The sequence below is a fragment of the Serpentinimonas raichei genome, assembly GCF_000828895.1.
Classification (GTDB): domain Bacteria; phylum Pseudomonadota; class Gammaproteobacteria; order Burkholderiales; family Burkholderiaceae_C; genus Serpentinimonas; species Serpentinimonas raichei.
In genome coordinates, this window is the sequence record NZ_AP014568.1 from 2,463,824 (window position 1) to 2,490,805 (window position 26,982).

25 protein-coding genes are annotated in these 26,982 nt (G+C 65.9%); 5 read left to right on the forward strand and 20 right to left on the reverse strand.

The genetic code is table 11. The features are described 5' to 3' along the window. Nucleotides 1-2: 2 nt before the first annotated feature. Genes SRAA_RS11425 through SRAA_RS11435 form a run of 3 tightly spaced genes read right to left on the reverse strand, consistent with a single transcriptional unit; the run spans nt 3 to nt 4,252 of the window. Entirely contained in the window at nt 3-2,828 is a 2,826-nt protein-coding gene (locus SRAA_RS11425; protein ID WP_045532819.1) for a leucine--tRNA ligase, read from the reverse strand. A gap of 27 nt (nt 2,829-2,855) precedes the next feature. After that, complete coding sequence (dapB, locus tag SRAA_RS11430; protein ID WP_045532820.1) at nt 2,856-3,668, reverse strand: 4-hydroxy-tetrahydrodipicolinate reductase; 813 nt, start codon at nt 3,666-3,668, stop codon at nt 2,856-2,858. A gap of 23 nt (nt 3,669-3,691) precedes the next feature. Further along, the gene (locus tag SRAA_RS11435) at nt 3,692-4,252 is read right to left on the reverse strand and encodes an outer membrane protein assembly factor BamE (protein ID WP_034111124.1); all 561 of its coding nucleotides are present in this window, start codon (nt 4,250-4,252) and stop codon (nt 3,692-3,694) included. A 109-nt stretch (nt 4,253-4,361) separates the two neighbouring features. Here SRAA_RS11435 and fur point away from each other — a divergent pair, with 109 nt between their 5' ends. Beyond that, on the forward strand, nt 4,362-4,805 hold the full coding sequence (gene fur / locus SRAA_RS11440; RefSeq protein WP_045532821.1) for a ferric iron uptake transcriptional regulator: 444 nt from the start codon (nt 4,362-4,364) through the stop codon (nt 4,803-4,805). Between the two features lie 3 nt (nt 4,806-4,808). Here fur and hprK read toward each other — a convergent pair whose 3' ends face one another. From hprK to hpf, 3 genes are all read right to left on the reverse strand, one after another. Continuing rightward, entirely contained in the window at nt 4,809-5,759 is a 951-nt protein-coding gene (gene hprK / locus SRAA_RS11445) for an HPr(Ser) kinase/phosphatase (RefSeq protein ID WP_045532822.1), read from the reverse strand. A gap of 27 nt (nt 5,760-5,786) precedes the next feature. Then, nucleotides 5,787-6,257, reverse strand: a complete 471-nt coding sequence (locus SRAA_RS11450; protein WP_045532823.1) for a PTS sugar transporter subunit IIA — start codon at nt 6,255-6,257, stop codon at nt 5,787-5,789. Between the two features lie 138 nt (nt 6,258-6,395). Then, nucleotides 6,396-6,728 (reverse strand): ribosome hibernation-promoting factor, HPF/YfiA family, encoded by a 333-nt coding sequence (hpf, locus tag SRAA_RS11455; protein ID WP_045532824.1) that lies wholly within the window; start codon nt 6,726-6,728, stop codon nt 6,396-6,398. Between the two features lie 405 nt (nt 6,729-7,133). Between hpf and corA the strand changes: the two genes are divergently transcribed. Further along, on the forward strand, nt 7,134-8,120 hold the full coding sequence (corA, locus tag SRAA_RS11460) for a magnesium/cobalt transporter CorA (RefSeq protein WP_045532825.1): 987 nt from the start codon (nt 7,134-7,136) through the stop codon (nt 8,118-8,120). Between the two features lie 12 nt (nt 8,121-8,132). Here corA and SRAA_RS11465 read toward each other — a convergent pair whose 3' ends face one another. The 14 genes from SRAA_RS11465 to SRAA_RS11535 all read right to left on the reverse strand — a co-directional run bounded on the left by SRAA_RS11465 (nt 8,133) and on the right by SRAA_RS11535 (nt 22,720). Beyond that, nucleotides 8,133-8,888 carry a 5'-methylthioadenosine/adenosylhomocysteine nucleosidase gene (locus SRAA_RS11465; protein WP_045532826.1) on the reverse strand — a complete coding sequence of 252 codons (756 nt, stop codon included), beginning with the start codon at nt 8,886-8,888 and terminating at the stop codon, nt 8,133-8,135. Between the two features lie 12 nt (nt 8,889-8,900). Continuing rightward, nucleotides 8,901-10,595: a long-chain-fatty-acid--CoA ligase gene (locus tag SRAA_RS11470; protein WP_045532827.1), complete on the reverse strand. Its 1,695-nt coding sequence runs from the start codon at nt 10,593-10,595 to the stop codon at nt 8,901-8,903. A 339-nt stretch (nt 10,596-10,934) separates the two neighbouring features. Beyond that, nucleotides 10,935-11,936, reverse strand: coding sequence for an XdhC family protein (locus tag SRAA_RS11475; protein ID WP_045532829.1), 1,002 nt, complete (start codon nt 11,934-11,936; stop codon nt 10,935-10,937). Nucleotides 11,937-12,109: 173 nt separating this feature from the next. Continuing rightward, complete coding sequence (locus SRAA_RS11480; RefSeq protein ID WP_045532830.1) at nt 12,110-12,802, reverse strand: TIGR02466 family protein; 693 nt, start codon at nt 12,800-12,802, stop codon at nt 12,110-12,112. Nucleotides 12,803-12,810: 8 nt separating this feature from the next. Next, entirely contained in the window at nt 12,811-13,512 is a 702-nt protein-coding gene (locus tag SRAA_RS11485) for a nucleotidyltransferase family protein (RefSeq protein ID WP_045532833.1), read from the reverse strand. 5 nt (nt 13,513-13,517) lie between these two features. Then, the gene (locus SRAA_RS11490) at nt 13,518-14,495 is read right to left on the reverse strand and encodes an XdhC family protein (protein WP_052467573.1); all 978 of its coding nucleotides are present in this window, start codon (nt 14,493-14,495) and stop codon (nt 13,518-13,520) included. Nucleotides 14,496-14,517: 22 nt separating this feature from the next. Next, nucleotides 14,518-15,012 carry a VWA domain-containing protein gene (locus SRAA_RS11495; RefSeq protein WP_171820246.1) on the reverse strand — a complete coding sequence of 165 codons (495 nt, stop codon included), beginning with the start codon at nt 15,010-15,012 and terminating at the stop codon, nt 14,518-14,520. A gap of 693 nt (nt 15,013-15,705) precedes the next feature. Beyond that, entirely contained in the window at nt 15,706-16,638 is a 933-nt protein-coding gene (locus SRAA_RS11505; protein ID WP_045532839.1) for an AAA family ATPase, read from the reverse strand. A 2-nt stretch (nt 16,639-16,640) separates the two neighbouring features. Further along, complete coding sequence (locus SRAA_RS11510; RefSeq protein ID WP_045532840.1) at nt 16,641-17,270, reverse strand: SRPBCC family protein; 630 nt, start codon at nt 17,268-17,270, stop codon at nt 16,641-16,643. A 12-nt stretch (nt 17,271-17,282) separates the two neighbouring features. Then, nucleotides 17,283-19,694 (reverse strand): aerobic carbon-monoxide dehydrogenase large subunit, encoded by a 2,412-nt coding sequence (locus SRAA_RS11515; protein ID WP_045532842.1) that lies wholly within the window; start codon nt 19,692-19,694, stop codon nt 17,283-17,285. A 23-nt stretch (nt 19,695-19,717) separates the two neighbouring features. Continuing rightward, nucleotides 19,718-20,203, reverse strand: coding sequence for a (2Fe-2S)-binding protein (locus tag SRAA_RS11520; RefSeq protein ID WP_045532843.1), 486 nt, complete (start codon nt 20,201-20,203; stop codon nt 19,718-19,720). An 18-nt stretch (nt 20,204-20,221) separates the two neighbouring features. Then, nucleotides 20,222-21,085 carry an FAD binding domain-containing protein gene (locus SRAA_RS11525; protein WP_045532845.1) on the reverse strand — a complete coding sequence of 288 codons (864 nt, stop codon included), beginning with the start codon at nt 21,083-21,085 and terminating at the stop codon, nt 20,222-20,224. 272 nt (nt 21,086-21,357) lie between these two features. Beyond that, nucleotides 21,358-22,110: a LytTR family transcriptional regulator gene (locus tag SRAA_RS11530; protein WP_045532847.1), complete on the reverse strand. Its 753-nt coding sequence runs from the start codon at nt 22,108-22,110 to the stop codon at nt 21,358-21,360. Between the two features lie 115 nt (nt 22,111-22,225). Next, entirely contained in the window at nt 22,226-22,720 is a 495-nt protein-coding gene (locus SRAA_RS11535) for a single-stranded DNA-binding protein (protein ID WP_045532849.1), read from the reverse strand. Between the two features lie 171 nt (nt 22,721-22,891). Between SRAA_RS11535 and SRAA_RS11540 the strand changes: the two genes are divergently transcribed. The 3 genes from SRAA_RS11540 (at nt 22,892) to SRAA_RS11550 (ending at nt 26,971) form a co-directional block, all read left to right on the forward strand. After that, nucleotides 22,892-24,403 carry a sigma-54-dependent transcriptional regulator gene (locus tag SRAA_RS11540; RefSeq protein ID WP_082040055.1) on the forward strand — a complete coding sequence of 504 codons (1,512 nt, stop codon included), beginning with the start codon at nt 22,892-22,894 and terminating at the stop codon, nt 24,401-24,403. Next, nucleotides 24,400-25,395 carry an NADH-quinone oxidoreductase subunit B family protein gene (locus SRAA_RS11545; protein WP_045532853.1) on the forward strand — a complete coding sequence of 332 codons (996 nt, stop codon included), beginning with the start codon at nt 24,400-24,402 and terminating at the stop codon, nt 25,393-25,395. Before SRAA_RS11540 ends, SRAA_RS11545 begins: the two co-directional genes overlap by 4 nt. Nucleotides 25,396-25,495: 100 nt before the next feature. Beyond that, on the forward strand, nt 25,496-26,971 hold the full coding sequence (locus tag SRAA_RS11550; RefSeq protein WP_045532855.1) for a nickel-dependent hydrogenase large subunit: 1,476 nt from the start codon (nt 25,496-25,498) through the stop codon (nt 26,969-26,971). Nucleotides 26,972-26,982: the final 11 nt, after the last annotated feature.

Consider the following 26,982-nt stretch of genomic DNA (forward strand, 5'->3'; position numbering starts at 1 on the left):
GATTAGAGTACCACGTTGACCAATCGCCCCGGTACCCACACCACTTTTTTGGGTGCGGCGCCTTGGGCCAACTTTTGCACCGCCTCGTGCGCCACGGCGGCGGCTTCGATGGCGGCGCGCTCGGCCTGGGCGCTCACACGCAGCGCGCCGCGCAGCTTGCCGTTGACTTGCAGCACCAGCTCGATTTCGTCTTGCTCCAGCGCCTGCGGGTCCACCTGCGGCCAAGGGGCGTCGAGCAAAGGCCCCAAGCGGCCGGCATAGCCCAGTTGCTGCCAGAGCGCGTGCGTCAGGTGCGGGGTGGCGGGGTAGAGACAACGCAGCAAAATGCCCATGCCTTCGGCCAGCGCCAGCCCGAGGCTGGGATCGGTGCCGGTCTGGCTTGGGGCGGCGCGGCGTTGCTCGGCCAGGGCGGCTTCGAGCGCGTTGCTCAGCTTCATGCAGCCAGAAACCACGGTGTTGTACTGCAGGCGCTGGTAGTCGTAGTCGATCTGCTTGAGCAGGCTGTGGATTTCGTGCCGCAAGGCCTTGGCCGCCGGCCCGAAGGCGACATCCGCCAGGTGCTGCGCGCCGCTGGCTGGGCTGGCGGTAGCCCAATCGGCCCAATCCAGCTGCGCCAGCTGCTGCCCGAGCGCCCAGACGCGCTTGAGGAAGCGGTGGCTGCCCTCCACCGCGGCGTCGTTCCACTCCAGCGTGGCCTCGGGCGGGGCGGTGAACATGGTGTAGAGGCGTGCCGTGTCGGCGCCGTATTTTTCGATCAGGTCTTGCGGATCGACGCCGTTGTTTTTGGACTTGGACATCGTGCCCACGCCCTCGTAGTCGATCGGCGTGCCGGGCGGCAGGCGGCCGTCGCCGCTGTCGGCGGCATGGATCAGCCGCGCCCCGACGATTTTGCCGCTGGCATCCTGCACGTGTTCGATGTCGTGCGGCCAGAAGTAGTCTTTGCCACCGCGCTGGTTGCGGCGCGAGTAGATGTGGTTGAGCACCATGCCCTGGGTGAGCAGGCGCTGGAAGGGCTCATCGACCTGCACCAGCCCGAGGTCGCGCATGACCTTGGTCCAGAAGCGGGCGTAGAGCAGGTGCAAAATGGCGTGCTCGACGCCGCCGATGTACTGGTCCATCGGCATCCAGTAGCGCGTGCCTTCGCCGACCATGGCCTCGGTGTTGCCGGGGTCGCAGTAGCGCATGTAGTACCAGGACGAATCGACGAAGGTGTCCATGGTGTCGGTTTCGCGCCGCGCCGGTGCGCCGCAGACCGGGCAGGTGACGCCGGCATGGAAGCCTTCGTGGCGCAGCAGCGGGTTGCCGCTGCCGTCGGGGACGCAGTCTTCGGGCAGCACCACGGGCAGATCGCGCTCGGGCACCGGCACCGCGCCGTGCTGGGCGCAGTGGATGATGGGGATCGGGGTGCCCCAGTAGCGCTGCCGGCTGATGCCCCAGTCGCGCAGCCGCCAGGTGGTTTTTTTCTCGCCCAGGCCCTGCGCGGCCAGCAGCTCGGCCACTTTGTTGACGGCCTCTTGGTATGCCAGGCCGTCGAGCACGCCGGAATTCATGCACGCCAGCCCGTGCTTGTCGGCGTACCAGTCTTGCCAGCGGGTGGGGTCGAAGGCGTCGGGGTTGGGCTGCCCCCCTGGTGAGGAATCGGAGCCTGCGACTGACGAACCGGGGGGGCGGCCCAGCCCCGACGCAGCCGCGCCAACGCCAAGTCCAACCACCTGCCGAATCTCCAACCCATACTTGAGCGCAAACGCAAAGTCGCGCTCGTCGTGCGCCGGCACCCCCATCACCGCGCCGTCCCCATAGCTCATCAGCACGTAATTGCCCACCCACAGCGGCAGCTGCGCGCCGGTGAGCGGGTGCTGCACCAACAAACCGGTGGCCATGCCGCGCTTTTCCTGCGTCGCCAGCTCGGCCTCGGTGTGGCTGCCCGTGAGGCATTCCTCGATGAACGCCGCCAGCGCCGGCTGGCCCTCGGCCGCGTGGCGCGCCAGCGGGTGCTCGGGTGCCACGGCGCAAAACGTCACGCCCATGAGGGTGTCGGCGCGGGTGGTGAACACGTACAGGCGGCCGTCCTGGATCGGGTTGCCGTCGTGGCCACGAATCGTGTGCCTAAAGGCAAAACGCAGCCCCTCGCTCTTGCCGATCCAGTTCTCCTGCATCAGCCGCACCTTGTCGGGCCAGCCCTGCAGCGTCGCTTTGGGGTTATCGAGCTGCACCTGCTGCAACAACTCCTCGGCGTAGGCCGTAATGTTGAGGTAGTAGCCCGGAATCTCGCGCCGCTCCACCGGCGCCCCGGTGCGCCAGCCACGGCCGTCGATCACCTGCTCGTTGGCCAGCACGGTTTGGTCCACCGGGTCCCAGTTCACCACCTGCGTCTTGCGGTAGGCGATGCCGCGCTCGAGCATGCGCAAAAACAGCCACTGGTTCCACTTGTAGTAGTCGGACGAGCAGGTGGCAACTTCGCGGCTCCAGTCGATCGCCAGGCCCAGCGCCTGCATCTGGCGCTTCATGTAGGCGATGTTGTCGTAGGTCCAGCGCGCCGGGGCCACTTGGTTCTTGATCGCCGCGTTTTCGGCCGGCAGCCCGAAGGCGTCCCAGCCCATCGGCATCAACACGTTGTAGCCCTTCATGCGCAACTGGCGCGTGAGCATGTCGTTGATGGTGTAGTTGCGCACGTGGCCCATGTGCAGCTTGCCGCTGGGGTAGGGCAGCATCGAGCAGGCGTAGTATTTGGGCTTGCTGGCGTCTTCGTAAACGCGGTAGGCGTCGGTGGCGCTCCAGTCGGCCTGGGCCGCTTGCTCCACGGCCTGGGGAAGGTATTTTTCTTGCATGGCTAAAACAGGGTAGGCGCGGCCGGATCAGCGCAAGCCAAGCACGTCAAACATATCGTACAGGCCGCTGGGGCGAGCGGCCAGAAAGCGCAGCGCGCTCAGGCTGCCCTGGGCGTAGGTGGCGCGGCTGCTCGATTTGTGGCTGATCTCGATGCGCTCGCCGATGCCGGCAAAGAGCACGGTGTGGTCGCCCACGATGTCGCCGCCGCGCACGGTGGCAAAGCCGATGCGGGAGGGGTCGCGCGCGCCGGTGTGGCCCACGCGCTCATAGACCGCGCAGTCGGCCAGCGTGCGGCCTTGCGCCGCGGCGATCACCTCGCCCATTTGCAGCGCCGTGCCGCTGGGCGCATCGACCTTGTGGCGGTGGTGCGCTTCGATGATCTCGATGTCGTAGCCGCTGGCCAGCGAGCGCGCGGCCAGCTCCAGCAGCTTGAGGGTGACGTTGACGCCCACGCTCATATTGGGCGCCATGACGATGCCGATGCGCTGCGCGGCGGCAGCGATCTCGGCCTTTTGTGCGGCGTCAAAACCGGTGGTGCCGATCACCATCTGCACCCCGTGCTGCACGCAGGCGCGCAGGTGCGCCATCGTGCCCTCGGGGCGGGTGAAGTCGATCAGCACCTGGCAGCCCGCCAGCGCGGCCAGATCGGCGCCGATGGCCACGCCGCTGGTCTGGCCCAGAAAGGCGGCGGCGTCATGGCCCAAGGCCGGGCTATTGGCTTGATCCAGCGCCACACTCAGGCGGCAGTCGGGGGCGGCTTGCAGCGCCTCGATCAACATGCGGCCCATGCGGCCGCTGGCACCGGCCACGCCGACGCGGTAAGGCGAGTCAGAATTCATGGGCTGATGAACTGATGGGTGGCTTAGCGCGCTTCGAGCGGCGGGAAGGTGCCGGCCGGCACGGGTGCCGGTTCTGGCCGGGCTTCGGGCAAGGGGTGGCGCTCGCGGAAGGCGCGCAACTGCTCGTCGCTGGCTTGCAGCGCCGGAATGCGGCCGGCGGCGCGCTGGGCTTGCAGCGCGGCCACGAATTCTTGCTCGGTGGGCAGCTCGTCGGCTTCGACGCGCTGCAAGGCATCGCCCGCAAAAAACACCGACACGCGGCGCTGCTGCGGCTCCTGGTTCTGGCGCACCAAGGTGAAAACGTAATCCCAGCGGTCGGCGTGGAAGGCGCTGGCCAGCAGCGGCGTGCCGAGGATGGCTTGCACCTGCGCGCGCGGCATGCCGGGTTGCAGCGCCTGCACCTGCTCGCGCACCACCACATTGCCCTGCTGGACGTCGATGCGGTGCGGGGTAAGCAGGCCGCCCAGGGTGCTCATTTGGGTACCGGCGTTCTGGAAACTGGCGCAGCCCGACAGCGTCAGGGCAGCAACCACGAGTGCGCCCAGTCCGACCGGGCGAGCGCACGACAACAAAGGTTTGAACATGTGGGCGGTGCGGATGAAGGAAACCACCGGTGCGCACAACCGCACACCGTACTATGATGCAAGCCATTGTAGCCCTAGCCACCCAAGGCAGCCCACCCGCAGCATTCGCATGAGCAACATCGACGAACTCAAAAGCACCGGCCTCAAAGCCACCCTGCCACGGCTCAAGATTCTAGAGATCTTTCAAACCGGCCGCCAGCGCCACATGACGGCCGAAGACGTGTTCCGGGTGCTGCTGGCCGACCACGCCGACATCGGCTTGGCCACCGTCTATCGGGTGCTGACGCAGTTCGAGCAGGCCGGCTTGCTGGTGCGCAGCAACTTCGAGTCCGGCAAAGCCGTGTTCGAGCTCAACGAAGGCCAGCACCACGACCACCTGGTCTGCCTCGACTGCGGCCGGGTAGAGGAGTTTTACGACGCCGAGATCGAGCAGCGCCAGCACGCAGTGGCCGAGCAGCGCGGCTATACGCTGCAAGAGCACGCTTTGTCGTTGTACGCGAATTGCGTCAAAGACGCGTGCGAGCACCGCAGCAAGCTCAAACGCGGCGCCTGAGACTCAATCCCCGCGCTGCATCGCCGCACGCTGGCGCTGCGCGAATTCTTGGTAGGTGTCGATGCCGCGCAACTGCAAGATGGTGTTGCGCACGGCGGCCTCCACCAGCACCGCCATGTTGCGCCCGGCCACCACCTGGATCACCACCTTGCGCACCGCCACATCCAGCACTTGCTGGTACAGCGGCTCGTGGGGCAGGCGTTCGTAGTCGCGCTCCAGCGTTTCCTTGCGCACCAGATGCACGATCAGGCGCAGCCGCATCTTGCGCCGCACCGCGGTTTCGCCAAAAATGGCCTTGACATCGAGCAGCCCGATGCCGCGCACTTCCAACAGGTTTTGCAGCAACTCGGGGCAGCGCCCCTCGAGCACGGTCTGGTTGATGCGGTCGATATCGACCGCGTCGTCGGCCACCAGCCCGTGCCCGCGCGAGACCAGCTCCAGCCCCAGTTCGCTCTTGCCCAGGCCCGATTCGCCGGTGATCAGCACCCCAAGGCCGAAGATGTCGAGAAACACCCCGTGCAGGGTGTGGCGGTCGGCAAACAGGCGCGACAGGTGCGCGCGCAGCACGTCGATCACGAAAGCGGCCGAACAGTCGGTGGCAAAGAGCGGAATGTGGGCGCGCTCGCACATCGCCACCAGCTCGGCCGGCGGAGGCGCGGCGTCGGCCAGCACCAGCGCCGGCGGCTCCAGTTCCACGATGCGCGCCACGCGGCGGCGGCAGTCTTCGGTGGTGGCGTTGAGCAGGTAGTCGATCTCGCGCCGACCCAGTATCTGCACCCGGTAGGGGTGGATGTAGTTCAGGTAGCCGACCAAGTCCGCCCCGGAACGTGCCGCACTGACGGCTTGTTCAAGAAAACGGCGCTCGGAGGCGCTCAGCCCGGCCACCCACTGCCATTTCAGGGTTTCGCGGTGCTCCTCGAACAGCGCGTCGGCGCTAATCGCAACGGGTTTCATGGGCAGCGCGAAGCGGCTGAAGGCGCCTTAGGCCAGCGCGTGCGCCGACTGCCAGCTGTGGATCAAGCGGTGCAGGTCGGCGGCCGCCGTGCTGGCCTTCATCTGCTCGCGCAGCGTGGCGTCGCTGAGCAGTTCGGCGATGTCGGACAAAATTTCAAGGTGCTTTTGCGTTGCCGCTTCGGGCACCAGCAAGAAAAACATCAGCCGCACGGGCTGCTCGTCCGGGGCGTCAAAGCCGATCGGCGCCGCCAACTGGAGCACCGCGGCCAGCGGTTGCTTGAGGCCCTTGATGCGCCCGTGCGGGATCGCCACCCCGTGCCCGAGGCCGGTCGAGCCCAAGCGCTCGCGCGCAAACAGGCTGTCGGTGATGAGGGCGCGGTTGAGCCCGTGCAGGGCCTCAAACAGCAACCCCGCTTCTTCGAAAGCGCGCTTCTTGCTGGTGGCATCGAGTGCGACCAACACGTGTTCGGCAGGCAAAATGGCAGACAGACGGTTCATAGAGACCTCACAGAGCGCGGATTATGCGCTTGTGTGGAAATTTGGCTAGTGCAGAAAAAAAACAAGCCGCTTGACAAAATGGGCGGCTTGTTGCAGTGCAGCACGCAGGCTGCCGTTGCGGCTGGGCGCGTGGCCGGTTCAGGAGTGTTCGCGCTTGGCCGTTTCGTGGTGGTGGTCTTTGACTTTGGTCTTGTGGCGCAGCACCTGACGGTCCAGTTTGTCGGCCAGTTCATCGACCGCAGCGTAGAGGTCGGCGTGGCTGCTCTCGGCAAAAATATTCTTGCCCTTGATGTGGATATTGCACTCGGCCTTCTGGCGCAGGTCTTTCTCGGTTTGGTTGTCCACCGTCAAGAGCACCCGAATATCGACCACCTGATCGAAGTGCCGTGAAATCCGGTCGAGTTTGCTCGTCACGTAGGTGCGCAGGGCGGGGGTGACTTCAAGGTGGTGACCGCTGATCGACAGGTTCATGGAGAGCCTCCTAAAGCTCGGGTTGAAAGAGCCGACCCAAGTGGGCCGGCCAGCGAAAATTCGTCGCTGCCGTGCGTCTACTATGCCGCTTTCGGCGCCTTTGGGCAAGTGTGCCACGAATGCAGGCGCCATATCCTTGAGCAGGCGCAAGGAGACGCTGAGTCAGCCGCTGGAGTGTCATATTTTGCGGCCATAATATTGGGTTGGATCAACAACTGAAAGCAACGATTGGACAGTAGCCCTAGTCGCGCGCTTTCGGTCTCCTCAGCGCACCGCTGACGGCGTGCCCCACCGGGGCTGCGGCGCAAGGGTGGACGGGAGCCGAAGGCGCATCGCTCCCACCTTGCCGCCTCGGGCAACTGCATGGCTGCCCGAAAACCACCTTTACCCCAAGGAGCCCGCCCCATGCTCAACGTATTTACCTTGGCCAATGGCCGCCTGTTTCAGGAAGAAATCGAATCCCTCGAAGACTTGGCCCGCTTCACGCCGGTGTGGGTCGATCTGGAGTCGCCCACGCCCGAGGAGCGGCGCTGGGTGCGCCAGCACTTTGGCCTGTCCATCCCCGAAGACGCGATGGACGAGGACATCGAGGAGTCGGCGCGTTTTTTTCAGGAAGACAACGGCGAGCTGCATGTGCGCAGCGACTTTCTGATCGCCGACGACGACGACCCGCGCACGGTGCGCGTGGCCTTCATCCTGAACGAACAAAACGACGCGCTGAAAAGCCACCGGGTGCTGTTTTCCATCCACGACGAAGACGTGCCCGTGTTTCGCCTGCTGCGCTTGCGCGCGCGCCGCATGCCGGGCCTGATCGAAGACGCCAAAGACGTGCTGCTCAGCCTGTTTGACACCGACGCCGAATACTGCGCCGACACGGTCGAGGGCATTTACGACGACCTGGAAAAGGTCAGCCGCCAGGTGCTGGCCGGCGACGTGACCGACCACAAAGCGGGCGAGGTGCTGGCGGCGATTGCGCGCCACGAGGACATGTCGGGCCGCATTCGGCGCAACATGATGGACACGCGGCGCGCGGTGAGTTTCATGATGCGCACGCGCTTGCTCAGCACCGCCCAGCACGAGGATGCGCGCCAGATTCTGCGCGACCTCGATTCGCTTGACAGCCACACCGGCTTCATGTTCGAGAAGATCAACTTTCTGATGGACGCCACCATCGGCTTCATCAACATCAACCAGAACAAGATCATCAAGATCTTTTCGGTGGCGGCGGTCTCGCTGCTGCCACCCACGCTGGTGGCCAGCAGCTACGGCATGAACTTCGAGCACATGCCCGAGCTGCAATGGGAGTGGGGCTACCCGATGGCGATCGGCATGATGGTGCTGGCGGCGGTGATCCCGATGGTCTATTTCCGCAAGCGCGGCTGGCTCAGGTAGGCCAGCCCGGGTTCAGAGCAGGTTGAGCGCCTTGCGCACGATGCGCGCGCTGTAGTGGCGGGCCACCTCGCGCAAAAAGAGCGGGAAATCCACGTGGGCCTGGTTGTCGGCGCGGTCCGAAATGGTGCGCACCACCGCAAACGGCAGGCCGCAATCGTGGCACACCTGCGCCACGGCAGCGCTTTCCATGTCCACCGCCAAAGCCTCGGGCAGGGCCGCGCGCAGGGCGGCGCTGTCGGCTTCAGAGGCCACAAAGCGGTCGCCGGTGGCGATCTCGCCTTGGTGCACGCTGGGCGAATGCAAGCCCATGGCGCGCAGCACCTCGGGGTCGAGCAGCTTGGGCAGCCAAGTGACGGCGTCTTTGGCGGCAGCGTGCAGCACCTGGCTGAGGGCCAAGTCGGGCTGGAAGCGGCTGCGGCCATAGCCGGGCACCTCAAAGCGGGCAAACAGCGGCGAGGCGTCGAGGTCGTGTTGCACCAAGGCGCTGCCCACCACGATGTCGCCCACCTCCACGCCCGGCAGCAGCCCGCCGGCGACGCCGGTGAAAATCACCTGCTCCGGCGCAAAGCGCTCGATCAGCAGCGCGGTGGTGGTCGCGGCCGCCACCTTGCCTATGCCGCTGAGCACCGCCACCACCTCGTGCCCCTGCAAGTGGCCCCGCCAGTAGCTGCGGCCGCCCAAGCGGATCGGCTGCTCATCGGGCATGAGCTGCAAAATTTCGGCCAGCTCCTCGTGGACGGCGCTCAGGATGGCGATGCGTTGACCCATAAAAACTCCGGTTTAACTGGCTTGACGCAACTGGCGCCGCAATATTTTGCCGACCGGGGTTTTGGGCAGTTCGCTGCGGAACTCGATCAGCTTCGGGTTTTTGTAGCCGGTCAGGCGCTCACGGCAGTAGTCTCGCAGATCCTGCTCGCTCAAAGTCGGGTCTTTTTTGACCACGATCAGCTTGACCGCTTCGCCCGAGTGCTCGTCGGGGATGCCCACCACGGCACATTCGAGCACCCGGCCCATGCCCATGACCACGTCTTCGACTTCGTTCGGATAGACGTTGAAGCCGCTCACCAAAATCATGTCCTTCTTGCGATCGACGATGCGAAAGTAGCCGCGCTCGTCCATCACGCCGATGTCGCCGCTGCGAAACCAGCCGTCGGCGCTGATCACCTTGGCGGTTTCGTCGGGGCGCTGCCAGTAGCCGGCCATGACCTGCGGGCCCTTGATGGCGATCTCGCCCGGCTGGCCCAGTGGCACCTCGTGGCCTTCGTCATCGAGGCAGCGCATCAGCGTGCCCGGCAGCGGCACCCCGATGCTGCCGCTAAAGGCCGTGACCGTGACCGGGTTGCAACTGGCCGAGGGGCTGGTCTCGGACAGGCCGTAGCCCTCACAGATCGGGCAGCCGGTGCGCTCCAGCCACAGCTTGGCCACGGCGGCCTGCACCGCCATGCCGCCGCCGATCGAGACTTTGAGGTGGCTCCAGTTCACGCTGTCAAACTCCGGGTGGTGCAGCAGGCCGTTGAAGAGCGTATTCACGGCCGGGAAGCTGTGAAAAGTCTGGCCCTTGAGCGCCTTGAACACCGCTGGCAAGTCGCGCGGGTTCGGGATCAGGATGTTTTTGCCGCCGCTGCGCAGGCTCAGCATCATGTTCACTGTGAAGGCAAAGATGTGATAGAGCGGCAGCGCGCAGACGGCGGTGGGTTGCTCGCCCGCCGGGATGCGGTGCATCACCGGTGCGTCCCAGGCTTCGGACTGCAACACATTGGCCAGCACGTTGCGGTGCAGCAGCACGGCGCCCTTGCTCACCCCGGTGGTGCCGCCGGTGTATTGCAGCACCGCCATGTCCTCGGGGCCGATCTCGACCCGCTGCAAGCTCAGCGCCTGGCCCTTGTGCACCGCGTCGGCAAAGCGCACCGCGCTGGGCAGCTCGAAGGGCGGCACCAGCTTCTTGACGTTGCGCACCACGTAATTGACCAACCAGCGCTTGGGCCACGGCAGCAGTTCGCCCATGGAGGCCAGAACGATGTGCTGGATTGGCGTTTTGCTCAGACAGGCGGCCAAGGTGGCGGCAAAGTTTTCGATGATCACGATCGCCTTGGCCCCCGAGTCGTTCAACTGGTGCTCGAGCTCGCGCGCGGTGTAGAGCGGGTTGACGTTGACCACCACCAGCCCAGCGCGCAAAATTGCCGCCACCGCCACCGGGTACTGCAGCACATTGGGCATCATCACGGCCACCCGGTCGCCTTTGACCAAGCCCTTGCTCTGCCAATAAGCCGCCAAGGCGCGCGCTTGCCGGTCCACCTCGGCGTAGGCCATGTCGTGGCCCATGTAGTGGTAGGCGCTGCGCTCGGCGTACTTGGCCAGGCTCTCGTCGAGCAAGGCGACCAGCGAGCGGTACTGCGAAAGGTCGATGTCGGCGGGCACGCCTTCGGGGTAGGCGCTCAGCCAGGGGCGGTCGGCGGCAGTGGGGGGGGTGGACAAAGTGTGCTCCTGCTGGTTATAGGTAGGCGCAGCGTGCAGGGGCCAAACCCGCGCCTGCGCTGCACCGCCATTATGCAAGCAGAAATCAACGTGCTCAATAATTCCGAACCCTGACCAGCGGCTGACAGAAGTAAAAAAGGCTGCAGCGGTTGCGTTGCGCCGCCTGATAACCTGTTCCTATAGGGCGCTCCACAAAAATATAGGACGGTTCACATCCACTGGATGTCAATGCCTTCCGGTTTCAACTATTTGACTCCTGCTGCTGCTTTTGATCCGTGCCTGACTACCTCGACGACCTAGACGACCTTCAAGCTGGCATACCCGGTGCCGACGCGCTTTCTAGGCGATTGCGCATACGGTTTTTGAGCCCTCCCAGTTGCTGAGCGGGCCACTCAGGTCGATGCCCCGCCGCAGTGCGGTCATTTCGGCCACGATGCTCATGGCGATCTCGGGCGGCGTCAACGCGCCCAAGTTCAGACCCACTGGCCCATGCAGTCTGGCGATCTCCTCAGGGCTGACGTCGAATTCAAGAAGGCGTTCGCGGCGCTTTGCGTTGTTGTGCAACGAGCCCAGCGCCCCGACGTAGAAGGCGGGTGTGCGAAGCGCCTCCATAAGCGCCAAGTCATCTAGCTTGGGGTCGTGTGTAGCTGCAACCACCGCGCTGTTGTGGTCCAGGTGCATGGAAAGCACCAAATCGTCGGGCATGAGGGTCGACAGAGTAACGCCGGCCATGTTGCCCAAGCCCTCGTGGTACTCCTCACGCGGTTCACACACCGTGACCTGGTAGTCCAGCATCACAGCCATGCTGGCTAGGTAGCGAGCGAGTTGCCCGCCGCCGATGACCAGCAGGCGCAGGCGTGGTCCGTGCACGGTGCACAGCGACCGGCCGTCAAACTTGATGCGGTCGGCTTCGGTGGTGTCCTCCAACTGAACCAGGCCGGTGGTTATGTCTAGGCGGCGGGACACGAGGCGGTGCGACTCGATGGCGAACAGCAGTTCGCGCAGGCCGGAACCCACCGACAGGGGTTCGAGCACGATTTGCACGGTGCCGCCACAGGGCAGGCCGAAACGGTGAGCCTCTTCGGCGTTTTGACCGTACGTGGTGATTTCAGGCTGGTGCAAGGCCAGTTCGCCTTCGCCCACGCGCCGGATCAAGTCGTCTTCGATGCAGCCGCCCGAGACAGAGCCGGCGACTTGGCCGTCATCGCGAATGATCATGAGCGAGCCGGGTGGGCGCGGGGCCGAGCCCCAAGTGCGGACCACCGTGCCCATGACCACCCGGTGGCCTCGGGATAGCCAATTGAGGGCGGTGCGGATGACGTCGATGTCAAGGCTGTTCATGAGGCATCACTTAAGCAGTGGGTGAAATCAGGACCCTAGCCAACTAAGGCAAAGGCAGGGAGGCATCGGAAATCACCGAGCAGCTAAAGCCTAGGTCCAGCCAAGCCGGCAGCATCCGGGCAGCCAGCGTATCCGCCTGTCGCAGTAGGGCGCGCCGGTTGACTGGGCCGGTTTCAGACATGGCTGTATCGGTGAAGCTGGTCGGTGCTATCGGCAGCATGCACGCTGGCGTTGAAGGAGACGATGATGCGCTCAGCCTCACCGTGGTAGGGCATGGCTTGGTGCGCCAGCCAAGCCGGGAACACCACCAACCGGCCCGGCGCTGGCGCGATGTCTAGGTGAGCCGACTGCAGGTAAGCGTTGCCGAAGTCCATGTGCGCGCCGCCTAGGTGGTTGAAGTGGGGGCCGTAGAAGCGCGTTACGCCATTGGCCTCGCCCAGCACCGGGTGGGAGCGCCGTTGGCCGTCCACATCGACCTGCACGCAGTACACGCCCGACCAAGAGCAGTTGCCGTGCGTGTGCACGTCGTGGTGTGCGCCCTGCGCGCTGATCTGGAACCAGATGCCGCGCAGCGCGATCTTCAGGCCCGGTGTTGCCGCAGACCAGACCCCCTCGTTGGCCGCCACCACCGTCTGGCGCAGACTGTCAACGAGGAAGCGCACCAGCTGCTCCCACTCGGGTAGGTGGATGCGCTGCAGCAGGTCGTCCTCACTCGCATAGAAGGGAGCGCCGGGTGTAGCGCGTTCGTCGGTGGCACGCAAGGTGCGGAACACGCGCACCAGCAGCGGGTTAATCTCGGCTGCCTGCGCGAAGCAGTGCACGCCCAGCGGCGTGGACCAAAGGCGGTGCAGGGCCGAGGGCGTCATGTGGCGCTTCAAGCGGATGTGGTCGGGGCGGCTCCGGCAGTGGCCATGTCGGCCGGCCAGCGCAGCCGGTGACCGGTGCGCGCAGCCAGCGCCTCGATGTCCTCTGGGCTGTCCACGTCGATGCGGTAGCGCAGGTTAACCGTGGCCCAGCGGTGCACGGCTTCGGGGTGGCTGGCCTGCCATTGCCTGCAGCCGATTTTGGCTTCACCCGCAAGGATCTGCTCGCTCACCCCGGCGCTAAACATGACCGGGTTGCCCGGTTCGCCATCCACCTCAGGTTGCACCACCAGCGTGCCTTCGGGGCGCTTCTTGTAGGCGCCGATCAGGTCGTTGATGTCCTGTGAGTTGATGAGCGGCTGGTCGGCCAGTGCCACCAGCACAGCGTCGATCTTGCCGGAGAGCGCCTGCAGGCCAAGCCGCAGCGACGAGACCTGGCCGGCATCCGGGTCGGGGTTGTGCACCAGCGTGACCGGGAAATCGCGCAACACCGGTTCGATGCGTGTGGCGTGGTGGCCGAGCACCACTACCAGTTCGTCCACGCCTGCACCCGAAAGTGCGATGAGCTGGCGCCGGATCAGCGGCACGCCGCCGAGCTCCAGCAGACATTTGGGCCGGTGGCCCATGCGCGAACCAGAGCCGGCGGCCAGCAGCACCGCACCCACCACCAGCCGGCTGTACAAGCCTCCACCGCCTTTGAGAATGCAGCCCATGGTGTTCAGCCTCCGCAGCAGGATTTTTTGACCGGTGCGGCGGTCGCAGTTTCGGGCACGGCCACCGGCGTTTCGACCTGCGCCGCGGCCGTCGCTGCCCCACCGCAGCAACTGCCCATCTCCAGCGGCGGGAGATCAAGCTTGGAGTTTGGTGCCGATTTTTTTGTCACCGTGGCGGCGGTGGCCCGAGTCAGCCGCCCGCGCCGCGTCGCGACCACGGTTGCCAGCACCGCCAGCGCAATCTCTTCGGGGGTCTGCGCCCCGATAGGCTCGCCCGCCGGCGCGACGATAGCCGCCACTTGGGCCGGTTCTTCACCGGCCCCGATCAGGCTCTCGCGCAGCACCGTGGCCTTGCGCTCGCTGGCCACGAACCACAGCGTCTGCGGCTTCAGCGCCAGCGCGGCACGCAGCGCCTGCAGGTCGCGCCTGCCCTGCGTGGCGACGACGACGAGGCCACCGAGCGGCAGGGCCTGCACCACCGCATCGCTGCGGTCGCTGCCGATCACACGCGCAGCCTCGGGGAAGTCGCCCGCCTGCGCGCCCTCGGCCACCAGCACCGTCTGCAGGCCGATGCGCGGCGCCAGTCCGGTCAGCGCGCGCGCCACGGGTGAATCGCCGAACACCACCAGTTGCGGGGCTGGCAGCACCGGGTCGATCAAGAGTTCGAGCGTTCCGCCGGAGTGGCATGCCATGCCGAACTCGAGTACATCACCCAAGGTGCGTTCCGCGGTTTCATCGGTTGGCGCGATGCGGATAGTTTGTAGCTGACCGCTGATTAGGGCTTGTCGCACGGTCTTGACCACCGCCGGTTGGGCGCAACCGCCGCCGATCCAGCCGTGGATCTGACCATCGGCGGTGACCAAGGCCTTGTCGCCAGCCTTGGCTGAGGTGGGCGCTTGGGCGCGCAGCACCGTCACGAGCGCAAACGCGCAGTCATTTGTATGCAGCTGGGCGGCGTGGGTAATCCAGTCATTGCGGTCCATGGTGTCTCTCCTTCAGTAAAAATCAATGCAGAAACAGACGCGCCGCCGCCAGATCGGCGAGGCTGGCCAGCGGAACGAAGCGGTGGATGTGTTCGCGGGCATTCTGCACCGCGAAGGCAGCGGGCACGCGGCGCGTGGGGTGGAACCAGGTGATGCGGGCGCCGCGCGCGCGCAACGCTTGCAGCGCGTCGGCCAGCTGTTCGGGAGCGTCGGTGTCGAAGCCGTCGGACATGACCCACACGCGCGCGCCGCGCCGCAGCTGGGCGCGGGCATGCACGCGGGCAAAGTCCTGCAGGCTGCTGGCGATGCGGGTGCCGGCGCCAAAGCCGGCACTCACGGCGTTGATCTTTTCCTGCACCGTGGCCGAGTCGCGCTGCATCAGCGGCGTCACTTCGGCCAGCCGGGTGTGAAACACGAACACGCGGGCCTGCGCCTCCAGCGCGAAGGCGCGCGCGATCCGCAGGAACAGCGCGGCGTGCGACTCCATCGAGCGGCTCACATCGGCCAGGATGAACAAGCGGGGGGGGGTCCAGGCGCCGGACCTGCCAGGCCGGCGCCAGTGGCTCGCCGCCCAAAGCCACGCTGCGGCGCAGGGTCTGGCGCAGGTCCAGCCGGTGGCCGGGGGGCGCGTGGCACCAGCGGCGAGTCGGCAGCGGGCGAAGTTGCGCAGTGATCTGGCGCGCCAAGCGCTGCAGCGCGCCCAGCTCCTGAGGCAGCCACATCTGGCCGTCGCGCCGGTGCAGGGCTTCCAGCTGGGGCTCGCTGCGGCTGGCGCCGCTCATGCCACGTGGTGTGCCGGCATCGCTGTTGCCCGCGCCCGCATGTGGCGCGTCGGCGGCGGCGGTCTGGGGCGCGGATTTGGCGGCGGTGGGTAGCTGTTGCGCGGCGTCCATCTGCTCGTGCAGCTGCTGCACGGCTTGCCGCAGGTCGCGCTGCGGTCGTGTCTGGCCGCTCACACGCACCGTGCCGCGCAGGCGTTCGGGGTGCCAGTAGCGGTCGAACAGATCAGGCCAGAGCCGCCATTCGCGCGCACTGTGGCAGGCGATGGCACGCCAGGCGGCGTTCAGGCGCGACCCGTTCAGACCCCCAACGATCAGCGCCGCCTGCAGCATGGCCCGCTGCTCGGCCACGCCCACGCTCAACCCGTGGTCGCGCAGCAGCGCCGCGAAACCGGCGAGGGTCTCGCTGGGGGCGAGCGCGGGCGAGAGGTTCATGATGTGGCCGCGTTGGCCTGCGCTTTTTCGGCCACGCCGACCTTGCGCCGGCCTTCGATCAGCTGGCGCGCGCGGTCCGCGCCGAGGCCGAAGCGGTCTTCGCGCGTTTTGAGTAGGCAGCCCAGCGTGGTCAGCAGCACTGCCATGTCGTCAGGCAGGGTGTGGTGGCTCATGCGGTGCAGCGCGTTGACCCAGTCCAGCGTCTCGGCGATGCCCGGGATCTTGGTGAGGTCTTCGCTGCGCAGGCGCTGCACGAACTGCACCGCTTCCTCAACCAGCCGGGTGTCTGCATCGGGCAGGGCGGTTTTGACGATGGCGATCTCGCGCGCCAGCGTGGGGTAGTCCAGATGGTGGTACAGGCAGCGGCGGCGCAGCGCGTCGGAGAGCTCGCGCGTGGCGTTGCTGGTGAGAACCACGCGCGGGATGTGGCGCGCGCGCAGCGTGCCGATCTCGGGCACGGTGATCTGGTAGTCGGCCAGCACCTCTAGGAGAAAGGCCTCAAAGGCCTCGTCGGCACGATCGATCTCGTCGATCAGCAGCACGCAGGGGCCGTCTTGGCTGATCGCCTTGAGCAGCGGCCGCTCCAGCAAAAACTCGCGGCTGAATAGGTCAGACTCTTTGACTGTTCCCAGTTGCCCATCGTGCAGGCGGATCGCCATCAGCTGGCGGCCGTAGTTCCATTCGTAGGCAGCCTGTGCCAAGTCCAGCCCCTCGAAGCACTGCAGCCGCACCAGCACCGCGCCTTGGGCCTGCGCCAGCGCGGTGGCCAGCGCCGTCTTGCCCACGCCAGCGTCACCTTCGAGCAGCAGCGGCCGCTGCAGCTCGCCCGCCAGCCACACCGTGGTGGCTAGGTCGGCGTCGGCGAGGTAGCCCGCCCGCTGCAGCGACTCGCGCAGCAGGCGGTTCGCAGGGGAGACGGTGGGTGACATGTTCAGGTTCGCTTGCCAAAGAGACCCAGCCACCAGTTCTTGATCAGCGCCCAGACGATGGCTAGGCCGTTGATCTCCTTGGCCACGGGGGGTGCGGACCGGGGGGCCGCGTCAACGCTGCCACCGAACGCGACAGCAGCGCCGTCCGCCACCACCAACGAGGCGGGGGCAGGGATGGCCAGCGCGGCTTGGCGGAAGTTCTCGACGAACTGCGCCAAAATCATGTCAGAGACCTGCACCATCATGCGGCCGCCGAACTGCGCGAACTTGCCGTTGACAATCACGGCGGCGTCGCCATGCAGCACGCTGTGCGCCGGGTTGGCCGGGTCGACTTCAATCACCGCGCTCAGATCCATCGTGGCAGATGAACCGCCCTTATCGGCGCCCTTGCCGCGCAACACCATACGGCGCACCACTTCGTCTTTCTCCAGCACGTCAACTTGGCCGCCGAAATTTGCTGCAGCTGGGCCAACCTTGACTTTGACGCTGCCCTTGTACGAGGAGTCGGAGAGCTGTTCGGTCAGTTCGGCACCTGGCATGCAGCTTGCCATGGCCTTGAGGTCGCACATGATGGCCCAAGCGCGGGCCGGGTCCACGTCTAGTGGATAGCGTTTTTCGAGTTTGACTTCCATCTGGGGTGCCGATCAAAGGTTGAGCCCGCGGGCCTTGAGTTCTTTCCAGACGCGGAACGCGTTGTGCGGCATGTCCATGTGTGTCATGCCCTTATGCGAAAACGCGTCTACGATGGCTGAGGTGAACGTGGGAATGGAACCCACGTGCGGCGATTCGGCCACACCCTTGGCCCCCAGTGGGTGGTGCGGGCTGGGGGTGACGGTGTGGTCGGTTTCCCACCTCGGCGTTTCCACTGCGGTAGGCAGGAAGTAGTCCATCAGCGTATTGCCCAGCAGGTTGCCTTGAGCGTCAAACGGCATTTGCTGACCCATCGCGACGGCATACCCTTCGGTCAGGCCGCCGTGGATCTGGCCTTCGATGATCATCGGGTTTATGCGGGTGCCGCAGTCGTCGAGGGCGTAGAAGCGGCGGATCTTGGTCTCGCCGGTGGCGCGGTCGATATCCACGACGCAGAGGTAGATGCCGAACGGGAAAGTGAAGTTCGGTGGATCGTAGTAATGCACCGCTTCCAAGCCCGGTTCCAGACCAGCGGGTGGCTGATGGTAGGCTTGCCAAGCCACGTCGGCCATGGTCTTGAACTTGCTGTCGTCGCCCTTGACCTTGAAGCGGTCCACTTCCCAGTCGAGATCGTTCTCGTGGACTTCAAGCATGTGGGCCGCGATCTTGCGCGCTTTGGCGTGGATCTTGCGCGCCGCCAGCGCGATGGCGGCGCCGGCTACCGGCGTGGAGCGCGAGCCGTAGGTGCCTAGGCCGTAGGGTGCGGTGGAGGTGTCGCCTTCTTCCACCTGGATCACCTCGGACGGGATGCCCAGTTCTGTGGCGATAATCTGCGCGTAGGTAGTCTGGTGGCCCTGCCCCTGCGTGATGGTGCCCATGCGCGCAATCGCGCTGCCAGTGGGGTGGATGCGGATTTCGCACGAGTCGAACATGCCCACCCCTAGGATGTCGCAGATCTTGCTGGGGCCGGCGCCCACCACCTCGGTGAAGGTCACTAGGCCAATGCCCATCAGCGTGGGGCTATTGGGGTCGGAGCGTTTGGCGGCCTGCTCGGCGCGCAGCGCAGGATAGTCCACTGCGGCCAGTACCTTTTTGAGGGCTGTGTGGTAGTCGCCCGAGTCGTACTCGAAGCCGAAGGCGCTGGTGTAGGGAAACTGCTCCCTGCGGATGAAGTTCTTTTCCCGGATCTCGGCCTTGTCCATGCCCAGCTTCTGCGCCAGCACGTCCACCATGCGCTCAACCAGGTACACTGCTTCGGTCACGCGGAAGCTGCAGCGGTAGGCCACGCCACCGGGTGCCTTGTTGGTGTAGACGCCCTTGACCGAGCAGTGTGCGGCCGGAATGTCGTAGCTGCCGGAGACGATGTGGAACATGCCGGCCGGGAACTTGGTCGGGTCGGCGCAGGCGTCGAAGGCACCGTGGTCAGCCACCACGTTCACGCGCAGGGCGGTGATCTTGCCATCGGGCGTGGCGGCGATTTCTCCGTCCATGTGGTAGTCCCGCGCGAAGCCGGTGGACGAGATGTTCTCGATCCGGTCTTCGACCCATTTCACCGGCTTGCCCAGCACGATGCTGCTAACGATGGCGCATACATAGCCGGGGTAGATGGGCACCTTGTTGCCAAAGCCGCCGCCGATGTCGGGGCTGACGATGCGCACCTTGGACTCGGGGATGCCGGAGAGCAGCGACACCACCGTGCGCACCACGTGCGGCGCCTGGCTGGTGATATAGGTGGTCAGTTCACCGCGGACGGGGTCGAAACTGGCCACACAGCCGCAGGTCTCCAGCGGGCAGGGGTGCACGCGCGGGTAATACATGTGCTGGCTCAACTTCACCGGCGCGGCGTCGAAGGCGGCGTCGGTGGCGGCCTTGTCACCCGCGTCCCAGGTGAAGATGTGGTTGTGGTGCTCGCGCGGGCCGTGAGCGCCGCTGGTCTTGCCGGCCAAGTCTTCGCGCAGCACGGGCGCGTCGGGCTTGAGCGCCTCGTAGGGGTTGATCACCACAGGCAGCTCTTCGTATTCGACCTCGACGGCCTCCACCGCGTCGGCTGCGATGTAGCGGTCGTCGGCGATCACGATGGCCACTTCCTGCATCTGGAAGTGCACTTTTTCGTCGGCCAGCACAGCGGCCACGTCGCCGGCCAGCGTGGGCATCCAGTGCAGCTTTAGGGGCTTGAGGTCGTCGGCCGTCAGCACGGCATGCACGCCAGGGATGGCGAGTGCGGCCTCCTTGTTGATCTTCTTGATGCGGGCGTGGGCCAGCGGTGAGCGCACGATGTCCATGTGCAGCATGCCGGGCATCTTGATGTCATCGACGTAGTTGCCCTTGCCCTGGATGAAGCGGGCGTCTTCCTTGCGCAGGCGCGAGACGCCTATGCCAGCCAAGGCGATTTCACGTGCTTCGGCGGTTTGTACCGGTGCGTTCATGGGGTTTTCTCCGTGGGTGGGGCTCAGGCCGTGGCGGGTTCTTGCAACTTCTTGGCGGCGTACTGCACTGCCTTGACAATGTTCTGGTAGCCCGTGCAGCGGCACAGATTGCCGCTCAACCCCGAGCGGATTTCCTCTTCGCTGGGGTTGGGGTTGTCGTGCAGAAAGCGGTAGGCCCGCATCAGCATGCCGGGCGTGCAGAAGCCGCACTGCAGGCCGTGTTCCTTGTAGAAGCCCTCTTGCACCGCGTGCAGCACGCCTTTGTTGGCCAGCCCTTCGACGGTCAACACCTCGGAGCCGTCGCACTGCACCGCCAAGTGGGTGCAGCTCTTGACTGACTGGCCGTCGATGTCTACGGTGCAGGCGCCGCAGTGGCTGGTTTCGCAGCCGATGTGGGCACCAGTGAGGTTCAGTTCCTCCCGCAGGAAATGGATCAGCAGGGTGCGCGGCTCGACTGCTTTTTCTTCAGCCTTGCCGTTCACATGGACGGTGATGAGTTTCTTTGCCATGGGGGTGTCTCCAAGAATTTATACGCAGCGGGACCAAGCCTTGGTCAAGGCGCGTTTGACCATTTCGCCGGCCATGGCGGTCTTGTATTCAATGTCGCCGCGCAGGTCTTCGGCTGGGTCGCAGATGGCGATGGCCGCGTCGGCGGCGGCCTGCAGCGTGGCGGGGTTGAGCGGCTGGCCGAGCAATGCCGCTTCGGCGGCTTCGACCCGCAGCGCAGTGGGGGCGACGTTGGTCAGGGCAATGCGCACGTGGCTGACGGAGTTGCCGCCCTTGCGCATGACCACCGCGCAGCCGGCGGTTGCCCAGTCACCGGTCTTGCGTTTGAGTTTTTCGTAGGCCCAGCCGGTCCCTTGGGCAAAGGCCGGGGCATGGATCTCGCACATCACTTCGTTCTCTTCCAGCAGCGTCATGTAGGTGCCGAGGAAGAAACCGTCGGCGGCGACGGTGCGGCGGCCGTTCGGGCCTTCGAGTACGAACGAGGCTTCGATGGCGATGGACAGGGCGGGGTGGTCGTTGCCGGGGTCACCGTGGGCGATGTCGCCGCCGATGGTGCCGCGATTACGTACCTGCGGGTCGGCGATCAGCTGGGCGGCCTCGGCCAGCAACGGCAACCTGGCGTGCACGATGGGCGAGCGGATCAGCTCGTTTTCGGAAGTCATGGCACCAATCACCACCGTGCCGCCCTCCTCACGGATGCCACGCAGCTCGGGAATGCGGTTGAGGTCGATCAGGTGGGTCGGCTGCGCAAACCGCAGCTTCATCATCGGCAGCAGGCTGTGGCCGCCGGCCAGCAGCTTGGCCTCGGAGCCGAGTTGGCCCAGCAAATCCACGGCCTCGCCAACGCTGCGTGGCACGTGGTATTCAAAACGCGGTGGAATCATGGTTTGTCTCCTATTTTTCTGGGCGGTTGAAAATTTATTAACACCCGCCCAGTTTGCAGGAGATACTGATTCCGATACAACTTGCGGGTCTTAGGTCTGGACGAGCATCAAATGTGGATTTTTCTGCATGAGGCGCATTTTTGTCTGCACGAACTGCTGAGATCAGGCGCGCGTGACTTGGCAATAGGGGAATATCCTGGGGTTTGCTTTGCGCAACTCCGGCACAAGGTGCGGTTTGCTTAGTGCGTACCCGGCGCCAAGCCGGCGCGGCCTCAGCGCTTGGTCAGAAGCCCCAAGGCTTGGCGCAGGCGCACCACCTCGCCACGCGCCACCGGGATCGGCTCTCGGTGCTTGCCCTGTAGCAGCACATGCGTCTTGCTGCCCTCGCGTCCGAGCTCGACCACGGCACGCAGATTGACGATGAAGCATCGGTGCACGCGCATGAACTGCGCAGGGTCGAGCCGTGCCTGCAGGTCGCCGATGCTCAGGCTACAAAAATGGAAGCCATTGCGAGTAAGCGCCCGGGTGTGGTGGGCCTGTGACTCCAAGGAAAATACTTCATTTGTGTCCACAAACGCCACCTTATGGTTGGCCACCAGCGGGATGCGGGTCAAGCGCAGGTTGACTGCAGGAACACCGGTCACCGGAGCTTCCTGACTGAGCGCCTGGGTGACGTCGTAGAAGACCAGCACAAATCCAGTGGTTTGGCCTAGGTGGTCGCCAAGGCGCGTTACTTTGATCAGCAGCACCTGTTCGGGGATGTTGATGATCATGGTCATCGGTACGGCGTTTACCGCCGGGCAGCTGGAGGCTTGGTCCAGCATGAATCTGACCTTGGATTTTGAGCGCTCTGGATGGAACGAGGTCACCAGTTTGTCGAACGGCTGCTTTTCGCTCACGGGAAGTACTTTGCGGGCGAAATCATTCATCGCCAGCACGGTCCGCCGGGCGTCTAGGTGGATCACGCCTACCTCGAATTTCTCAAGCAGGTACAGGGTCGAGTTGTTCGCGACCTGTGCATCCATGGGTTGTCTCCGGGTCGTTCTGACAGGGGCCGTCTGTTGCCATGTGTAAACAAAAAACCCCAACCAGAACAAGTCTTGCTGGGGTTTTGTTTGCGAATAAGAATTTGCTCTGCTTCTAGAAGGGGATATCGTCTTCCATGCCGTCAAAGTCGGTCGAGGCGGCGGCCGGCTTGGCGGGGGGGGCCGGGCGGCTAGAGGCCGGGGCGGGTCGGCCGCTGGCCGGTGGTGCGGCGCGCGCGGCGCCGGAGTCGTCTGAGGAGGGTGCGCCCATGCCCTCGCGGCTGCCCAGCAGCTGCAGTTCGGTGGCGATGATGTCGACCGTGTTGCGCTCGACGCCGGATTGGTCGGTGTATTTGCCGTATTTGAGGCGCCCTTCAACGTAAATCGGGCGCCCTTTTTTGACGTATTCACCGGCGATCTCGGCCATACGCTCGTAGAAGGTGATGCGGTGCCACTGGGTGTCTTCGACCAGCTCGCCGCTGGTGCGGTCTTTGCGGCGGCTGGTGGTGGCCAGGGTGACGTTGGCCACTGCCTGGCCCGAGGGCAGGTAGCGAATTTCGGCGTCGCGGCCGCAGTTGCCGACCAAGATGACTTTGTTGACGGATGCCATGGCGCGTGGGTTCCTCTCTTGGGGTGAGTAAATTGATCCGGTAGATTGTGCAGCAATTCTAGTGGCGGACCGCAGCCAACTTGCAACCGGCGCCGGCTGCAGGTCGGCGCAGCCTAGCGCAGACTATCGCGGTTGCCCCTAAGGCCAGCCCTTGTTTGCTGCTTGCCTACAATGGGCTGTGCGCATGCATTTTTTTCCAACAGGCTTAGCTCCTTGACTTCGATACCCTTGCCCCGCCATCCTGAGCCCGCCGTGCTGGTGGTCGATGACGAGTTGCGTTCGCAAGAGGCGATGCGCCGCACCTTGGACGAAGATTTTCGGGTACTCACCGCCAGCAGCGCCGAGCAGGCGCTGGCTGTGCTGGAGCGCGAGCCGGTGGCGGTGGTGTTGTGCGACCAGCGCATGCCGGGTACCACCGGCGTGGTCTTTCTCAAGCAGGTGCGCCAGCGCTGGCCCGAGACGGTGCGCATCATCGTTTCGGGTTACACCGAGAGCGAAGACATTGTGGCCGGCATCAACGAAGCCGGTATCTACCAGTTCATCCTCAAGCCCTGGGCCCCCGAGCACCTGATGGAGGCGGTGCGCAATGCTGCCGAGGCGCACCAGTTGCAGCGCCAGACCGCACGCCTCGACTTGGAGCTGCGCACCAGCACCCCGGTGCTGCGCCAGCGCGCCAGCCAGCGCTTGCAGCAGGTGCAGCAGGTGTTTGGCTTCGAGCGCATCGTGCGCGCGCCCGGCAGCCCCCTCGATGGCGTGTGCGCCGTGGCGGCGCGGGTGGCGCGCTACGGTTTGTCGGTGCTGGTGCTGGGCGAATCGGGCAGCGGCAAGGAGCTGCTGGCGCGCGCCATCCACTACGCCTCGCCGCGCGCGGGTGGTCCGTTCGTGGTGGAAAACTGCGCCGCCATTCCCGACACGCTGCTGGAGTCGGAGCTGTTTGGCCACAAACGCGGCGCTTTCACCGGGGCCTACGACGACCACGTCGGGCTGTTTCAGCGCGCCCACGGCGGCACCGTGTTGCTGGACGAGATCGGCGAGACCTCGGCCGCCTTCCAGGTCAAGCTGCTGCGTGTGCTGCAAGAGGGCGAGGTGCGGCCGGTCGGGGCGGCGCGCCCTCTGCCGGTCGATGTGCGCGTGCTCGCCGCCACCCACCGCGAGCTCGAGCAGCGCGTGCATGAGGGTCTGTTTCGCCAAGATTTGTACTACCGCCTGGCGCCCGTGACGCTGACCGTGCCGCCGCTGCGCGAGCGCGTGGCCGACATTGGGCCGATCGCGCAGCACCTGCTGCAGCAAGTGGCGCTCGAACTGGGCCGCCCGGTCCCCGATTTGCCCGACGCCACCCTGGCCTGCCTGCTCGCCTACCCCTGGCCAGGCAACATCCGCGAGCTGCGCAACGAGCTTGCGCGGGCGCTGGCCTTGCACGACGGCCAGCGCTTGCTGCCCGAGGCCTTCTCGCCGCGCGTGCTGCAAGGCCAGCGCGCGGGCAGCGCGGCGGCCCAACTGGCGGCGCTGATGCCTAGCAGCGGCACCTTGGTGCAGCGGCTCGAAGTGATCGAGGCCATGCTGCTGCGCGAAACGCTGCTGCGCCAGCGCTGGAACAAAACCCGTGCGGCGCAGGAGCTGGGGCTGTCGCGCGTGGGCCTGCGCAGCAAAATCCAACGCTTTGGGCTGGAGCCCAGCCCATGAACGTGCTCTGGCTGCAAGCGGGCGGTTGTGGCGGCTGCAGCATGTCGCTGCTGTGCGCCGACACCCCCGACTTTCATGCGCACCTGCGCGCCGCCGGGATCGAGCTGCTCTGGCACCCCTCGCTCTCGCTGGCCAGCGGCTCCGAGGTGCTGGAGCTGCTGCAGCGCTGCGCCGACGGCCGCCAGCCGCTCGATGCGCTGTGCATCGAAGGTTCGCTGCTGCGCGGGCCCAACGGTACGGGGCGTTTTCATGTGCTGGCGGGCACAGGGGTGCCGATGATCGATTGGGTGCGCCGCTTGGCCGCACGCGCGCGCCATGTGGTGGCGGTGGGCAGTTGCGCGGCCTGGGGTGGCGTCACGGCGGCGGGCGACAACCCCACCGATGCCTGCGGGCTGCAATACGAGGACGAGCGCCCCGGCGGCCTGCTGGGGGCCGAATTTCGCAGCGCCAGCGGCCTGCCGGTGATCAACATCGCCGGCTGCCCGACGCACCCGAGCTGGGTGCTCGACACGCTGGCGGCGCTGGCGGCCGACGAACTCACCGCCGCCGACCTCGACACGCTGGCGCGGCCGCGCTTTTATGCCGACCAACTGGTGCACCACGGCTGCACCCGCAACGAATACTACGAGTTCAAGGCCAGCGCCGAAAAACCCTCCGACCTTGGCTGCCTGATGGAGCACATGGGCTGCAAAGGCACCCAGGTGCACGCCGATTGCAACATCCGGCTCTGGAACGGCGAGGGCAGTTGCACCCGCGGCGGCTACGCCTGCATCGCCTGCACCGAGCCGGGCTTCCAAGAGCCCGGCCACGCCTTTGACCAAACGCCCAAGTTCGCCGGCATCCCGATCGGGCTGCCGACCGACATGCCCAAGGCCTGGTTCATTGCGCTGGCCTCGCTGTCCAAGAGCGCCACGCCCAAGCGCGTGCGCGACAACGCCGTGGCCGACCACCTCGTGCAAAAGCCGGCGCTGCGGCGCACGCGCACAAAATGAATGCCCCCACGCTCGCTGCGCTCGCTGCCCCCCGGGGGGGTGCTCCAGTGGCTTCGGGCGGCCGGGCGCCACTGGAGAACGCCCCCACGCTGGGTAACATATGAGCCGCTTGATCGTAGGCCCGTTCAACCGCGTCGAGGGCGACCTCGAGGTCACGCTCGACTGCGCCGACGGGGTGGTGCGCGCCGCGCACGTGAACGCGCCCATGTACCGCGGTTTCGAGCAGATTTTGCAGGGCAAGCTGGCGCACGATGCGCTGGTGTTGGTGCCGCGCATCTGTGGCATCTGTTCGGTGTCGCAGTCGGTGGCGGGTGCGCGCGCCTTGGCCGACCTGGCTCGGGTGGTGCCGCCGCCCAACGGCCAGCACGCCATCAATCTGATGCTGGCGACCGAAAATCTGGCCGACCACCTGACGCATTTTTACGCCTTCTTCATGCCCGACTTCTGCCGGCCGGTGTACGCCGACCAGCCCTGGCACAGCGAGGCGCAGCGCCGCTTCTTGCCCGGGCACGGCGAGCAAACGCGCGTGGCGCTGGCGGCGCGCCAGCGCGCCTTCACCTTGCTGGGCACTTTGGGCGGCAAATGGCCGCACACCCAGGCCATCGAACCCGGTGGCAGCACGCGCGCCATCGACGCCGCCGAGCGGGTGCGCTTGCGCGCCAAATTGCGCGAGTGGCGCGCCTTTTTGGAGCAGCACCTGTTTGCCGACACCTTGGAGCGGGTCAACGCCATCGACCGCCTCGATGCGCTGTGGCGCTGGCACGCCCAGCAACCCGAGGCGGGCGACCTGCGCTTTTTCCTCACGCTGGCGCGCGCCACCGGGCTGGCTGGTTTGGGGGCCGGCCCAGGGCGCTGCCTGAGCTATGGCACCTACCCGCAGCCCGATGGCACGCTGGCGCTGCCGGCTGGGGTCTGGCAGATGCAGCCCGGGGGCGCGCAAGTGCTGCCCTTGCAAACCGATTGCATCAGCGAAGACGCCAGCCGCAGCTGGCTCGAATCTGGCCGGGCCGGCGAACCGGTGGCGCGCCACCCTTGGAGCGGGCTGACGCGCCCGGCACCCGACAAGGCCGATGCCTACACATGGAACAAGGCGCCACGCTGGGCCGGGCAGGTGGTGGAGACGGGGGCCTTGGCGCGCCAGTTGGTGGCTGGCCAGCCCCTGCTGTCCGAGGCGGTGGCGCAACACGGCTGCACGGTGCTGACGCGGGTGCTGGCGCGCGCGCTCGAGCTGGCGCAGGTGTTGCCGCAAATGGAGCAGTGGCTGCGCGCCATACGCCCCGGCGAGCCGTTTTGCATCCCGGCCCCGCTGCCCGAGTCCGGACAAGGGATGGGCCTGACCGAGGCCGCGCGTGGCAGCTTGGGGCACTGGGTGGTGCTGCAGCAAGGCCGCATCGCCAATTACCAGATCGTGGCCCCCACGAGCTGGAACTTCTCCCCGCGCGACGCCGCCGGTGTGCCCGGGGCCTTGGAGCAGGCGCTGGTCGGCGCACCGGTGCGGCCGGGCGAAGACACGCCGGTGGCGGTGCAGCACATCGTGCGCTCGTTCGACCCGTGCATGGTCTGCACGGTACACTGATTTTCGAGCCC

Bases quoted from the DNA above. Each gene is read 5' to 3' on its own strand.
- SRAA_RS11515 (WP_045532842.1), bottom strand. From the start codon at position 19,694: ATGAACGCACCGGTACAAACCGCCGAAGCACGTGAAATCGCCTTGGCT.
- SRAA_RS11475 (WP_045532829.1), bottom strand. From the start codon at position 11,936: ATGAACAGCCTTGACATCGACGTCATCCGCACCGCCCTCAATTGGCTA.
- SRAA_RS11435 (WP_034111124.1), bottom strand. From the start codon at position 4,252: ATGTTCAAACCTTTGTTGTCGTGCGCTCGCCCGGTCGGACTGGGCGCA.
- SRAA_RS11480 (WP_045532830.1), bottom strand. From the start codon at position 12,802: ATGACGCCCTCGGCCCTGCACCGCCTTTGGTCCACGCCGCTGGGCGTG.
- hpf (WP_045532824.1), bottom strand. From the start codon at position 6,728: ATGAACCTGTCGATCAGCGGTCACCACCTTGAAGTCACCCCCGCCCTG.
- hprK (WP_045532822.1), bottom strand. From the start codon at position 5,759: ATGAAACCCGTTGCGATTAGCGCCGACGCGCTGTTCGAGGAGCACCGC.
- SRAA_RS11490 (WP_052467573.1), bottom strand. From the start codon at position 14,495: ATGGACCGCAATGACTGGATTACCCACGCCGCCCAGCTGCATACAAAT.
- SRAA_RS11505 (WP_045532839.1), bottom strand. From the start codon at position 16,638: ATGTCACCCACCGTCTCCCCTGCGAACCGCCTGCTGCGCGAGTCGCTG.
- SRAA_RS11510 (WP_045532840.1), bottom strand. From the start codon at position 17,270: ATGGAAGTCAAACTCGAAAAACGCTATCCACTAGACGTGGACCCGGCC.
- SRAA_RS11425 (WP_045532819.1), bottom strand. From the start codon at position 2,828: ATGCAAGAAAAATACCTTCCCCAGGCCGTGGAGCAAGCGGCCCAGGCC.
- SRAA_RS11465 (WP_045532826.1), bottom strand. From the start codon at position 8,888: ATGGGTCAACGCATCGCCATCCTGAGCGCCGTCCACGAGGAGCTGGCC.
- dapB (WP_045532820.1), bottom strand. From the start codon at position 3,668: ATGAATTCTGACTCGCCTTACCGCGTCGGCGTGGCCGGTGCCAGCGGC.
- SRAA_RS11520 (WP_045532843.1), bottom strand. From the start codon at position 20,203: ATGGCAAAGAAACTCATCACCGTCCATGTGAACGGCAAGGCTGAAGAA.
- fur (WP_045532821.1), top strand. From the start codon at position 4,362: ATGAGCAACATCGACGAACTCAAAAGCACCGGCCTCAAAGCCACCCTG.
- corA (WP_045532825.1), top strand. From the start codon at position 7,134: ATGCTCAACGTATTTACCTTGGCCAATGGCCGCCTGTTTCAGGAAGAA.
- SRAA_RS11450 (WP_045532823.1), bottom strand. From the start codon at position 6,257: ATGAACCGTCTGTCTGCCATTTTGCCTGCCGAACACGTGTTGGTCGCA.
- SRAA_RS11545 (WP_045532853.1), top strand. From the start codon at position 24,400: ATGAACGTGCTCTGGCTGCAAGCGGGCGGTTGTGGCGGCTGCAGCATG.
- SRAA_RS11540 (WP_082040055.1), top strand. From the start codon at position 22,892: ATGGGCTGTGCGCATGCATTTTTTTCCAACAGGCTTAGCTCCTTGACT.
- SRAA_RS11485 (WP_045532833.1), bottom strand. From the start codon at position 13,512: ATGGGCTGCATTCTCAAAGGCGGTGGAGGCTTGTACAGCCGGCTGGTG.
- SRAA_RS11550 (WP_045532855.1), top strand. From the start codon at position 25,496: ATGAGCCGCTTGATCGTAGGCCCGTTCAACCGCGTCGAGGGCGACCTC.
- SRAA_RS11525 (WP_045532845.1), bottom strand. From the start codon at position 21,085: ATGATTCCACCGCGTTTTGAATACCACGTGCCACGCAGCGTTGGCGAG.
- SRAA_RS11535 (WP_045532849.1), bottom strand. From the start codon at position 22,720: ATGGCATCCGTCAACAAAGTCATCTTGGTCGGCAACTGCGGCCGCGAC.
- SRAA_RS11530 (WP_045532847.1), bottom strand. From the start codon at position 22,110: ATGGATGCACAGGTCGCGAACAACTCGACCCTGTACCTGCTTGAGAAA.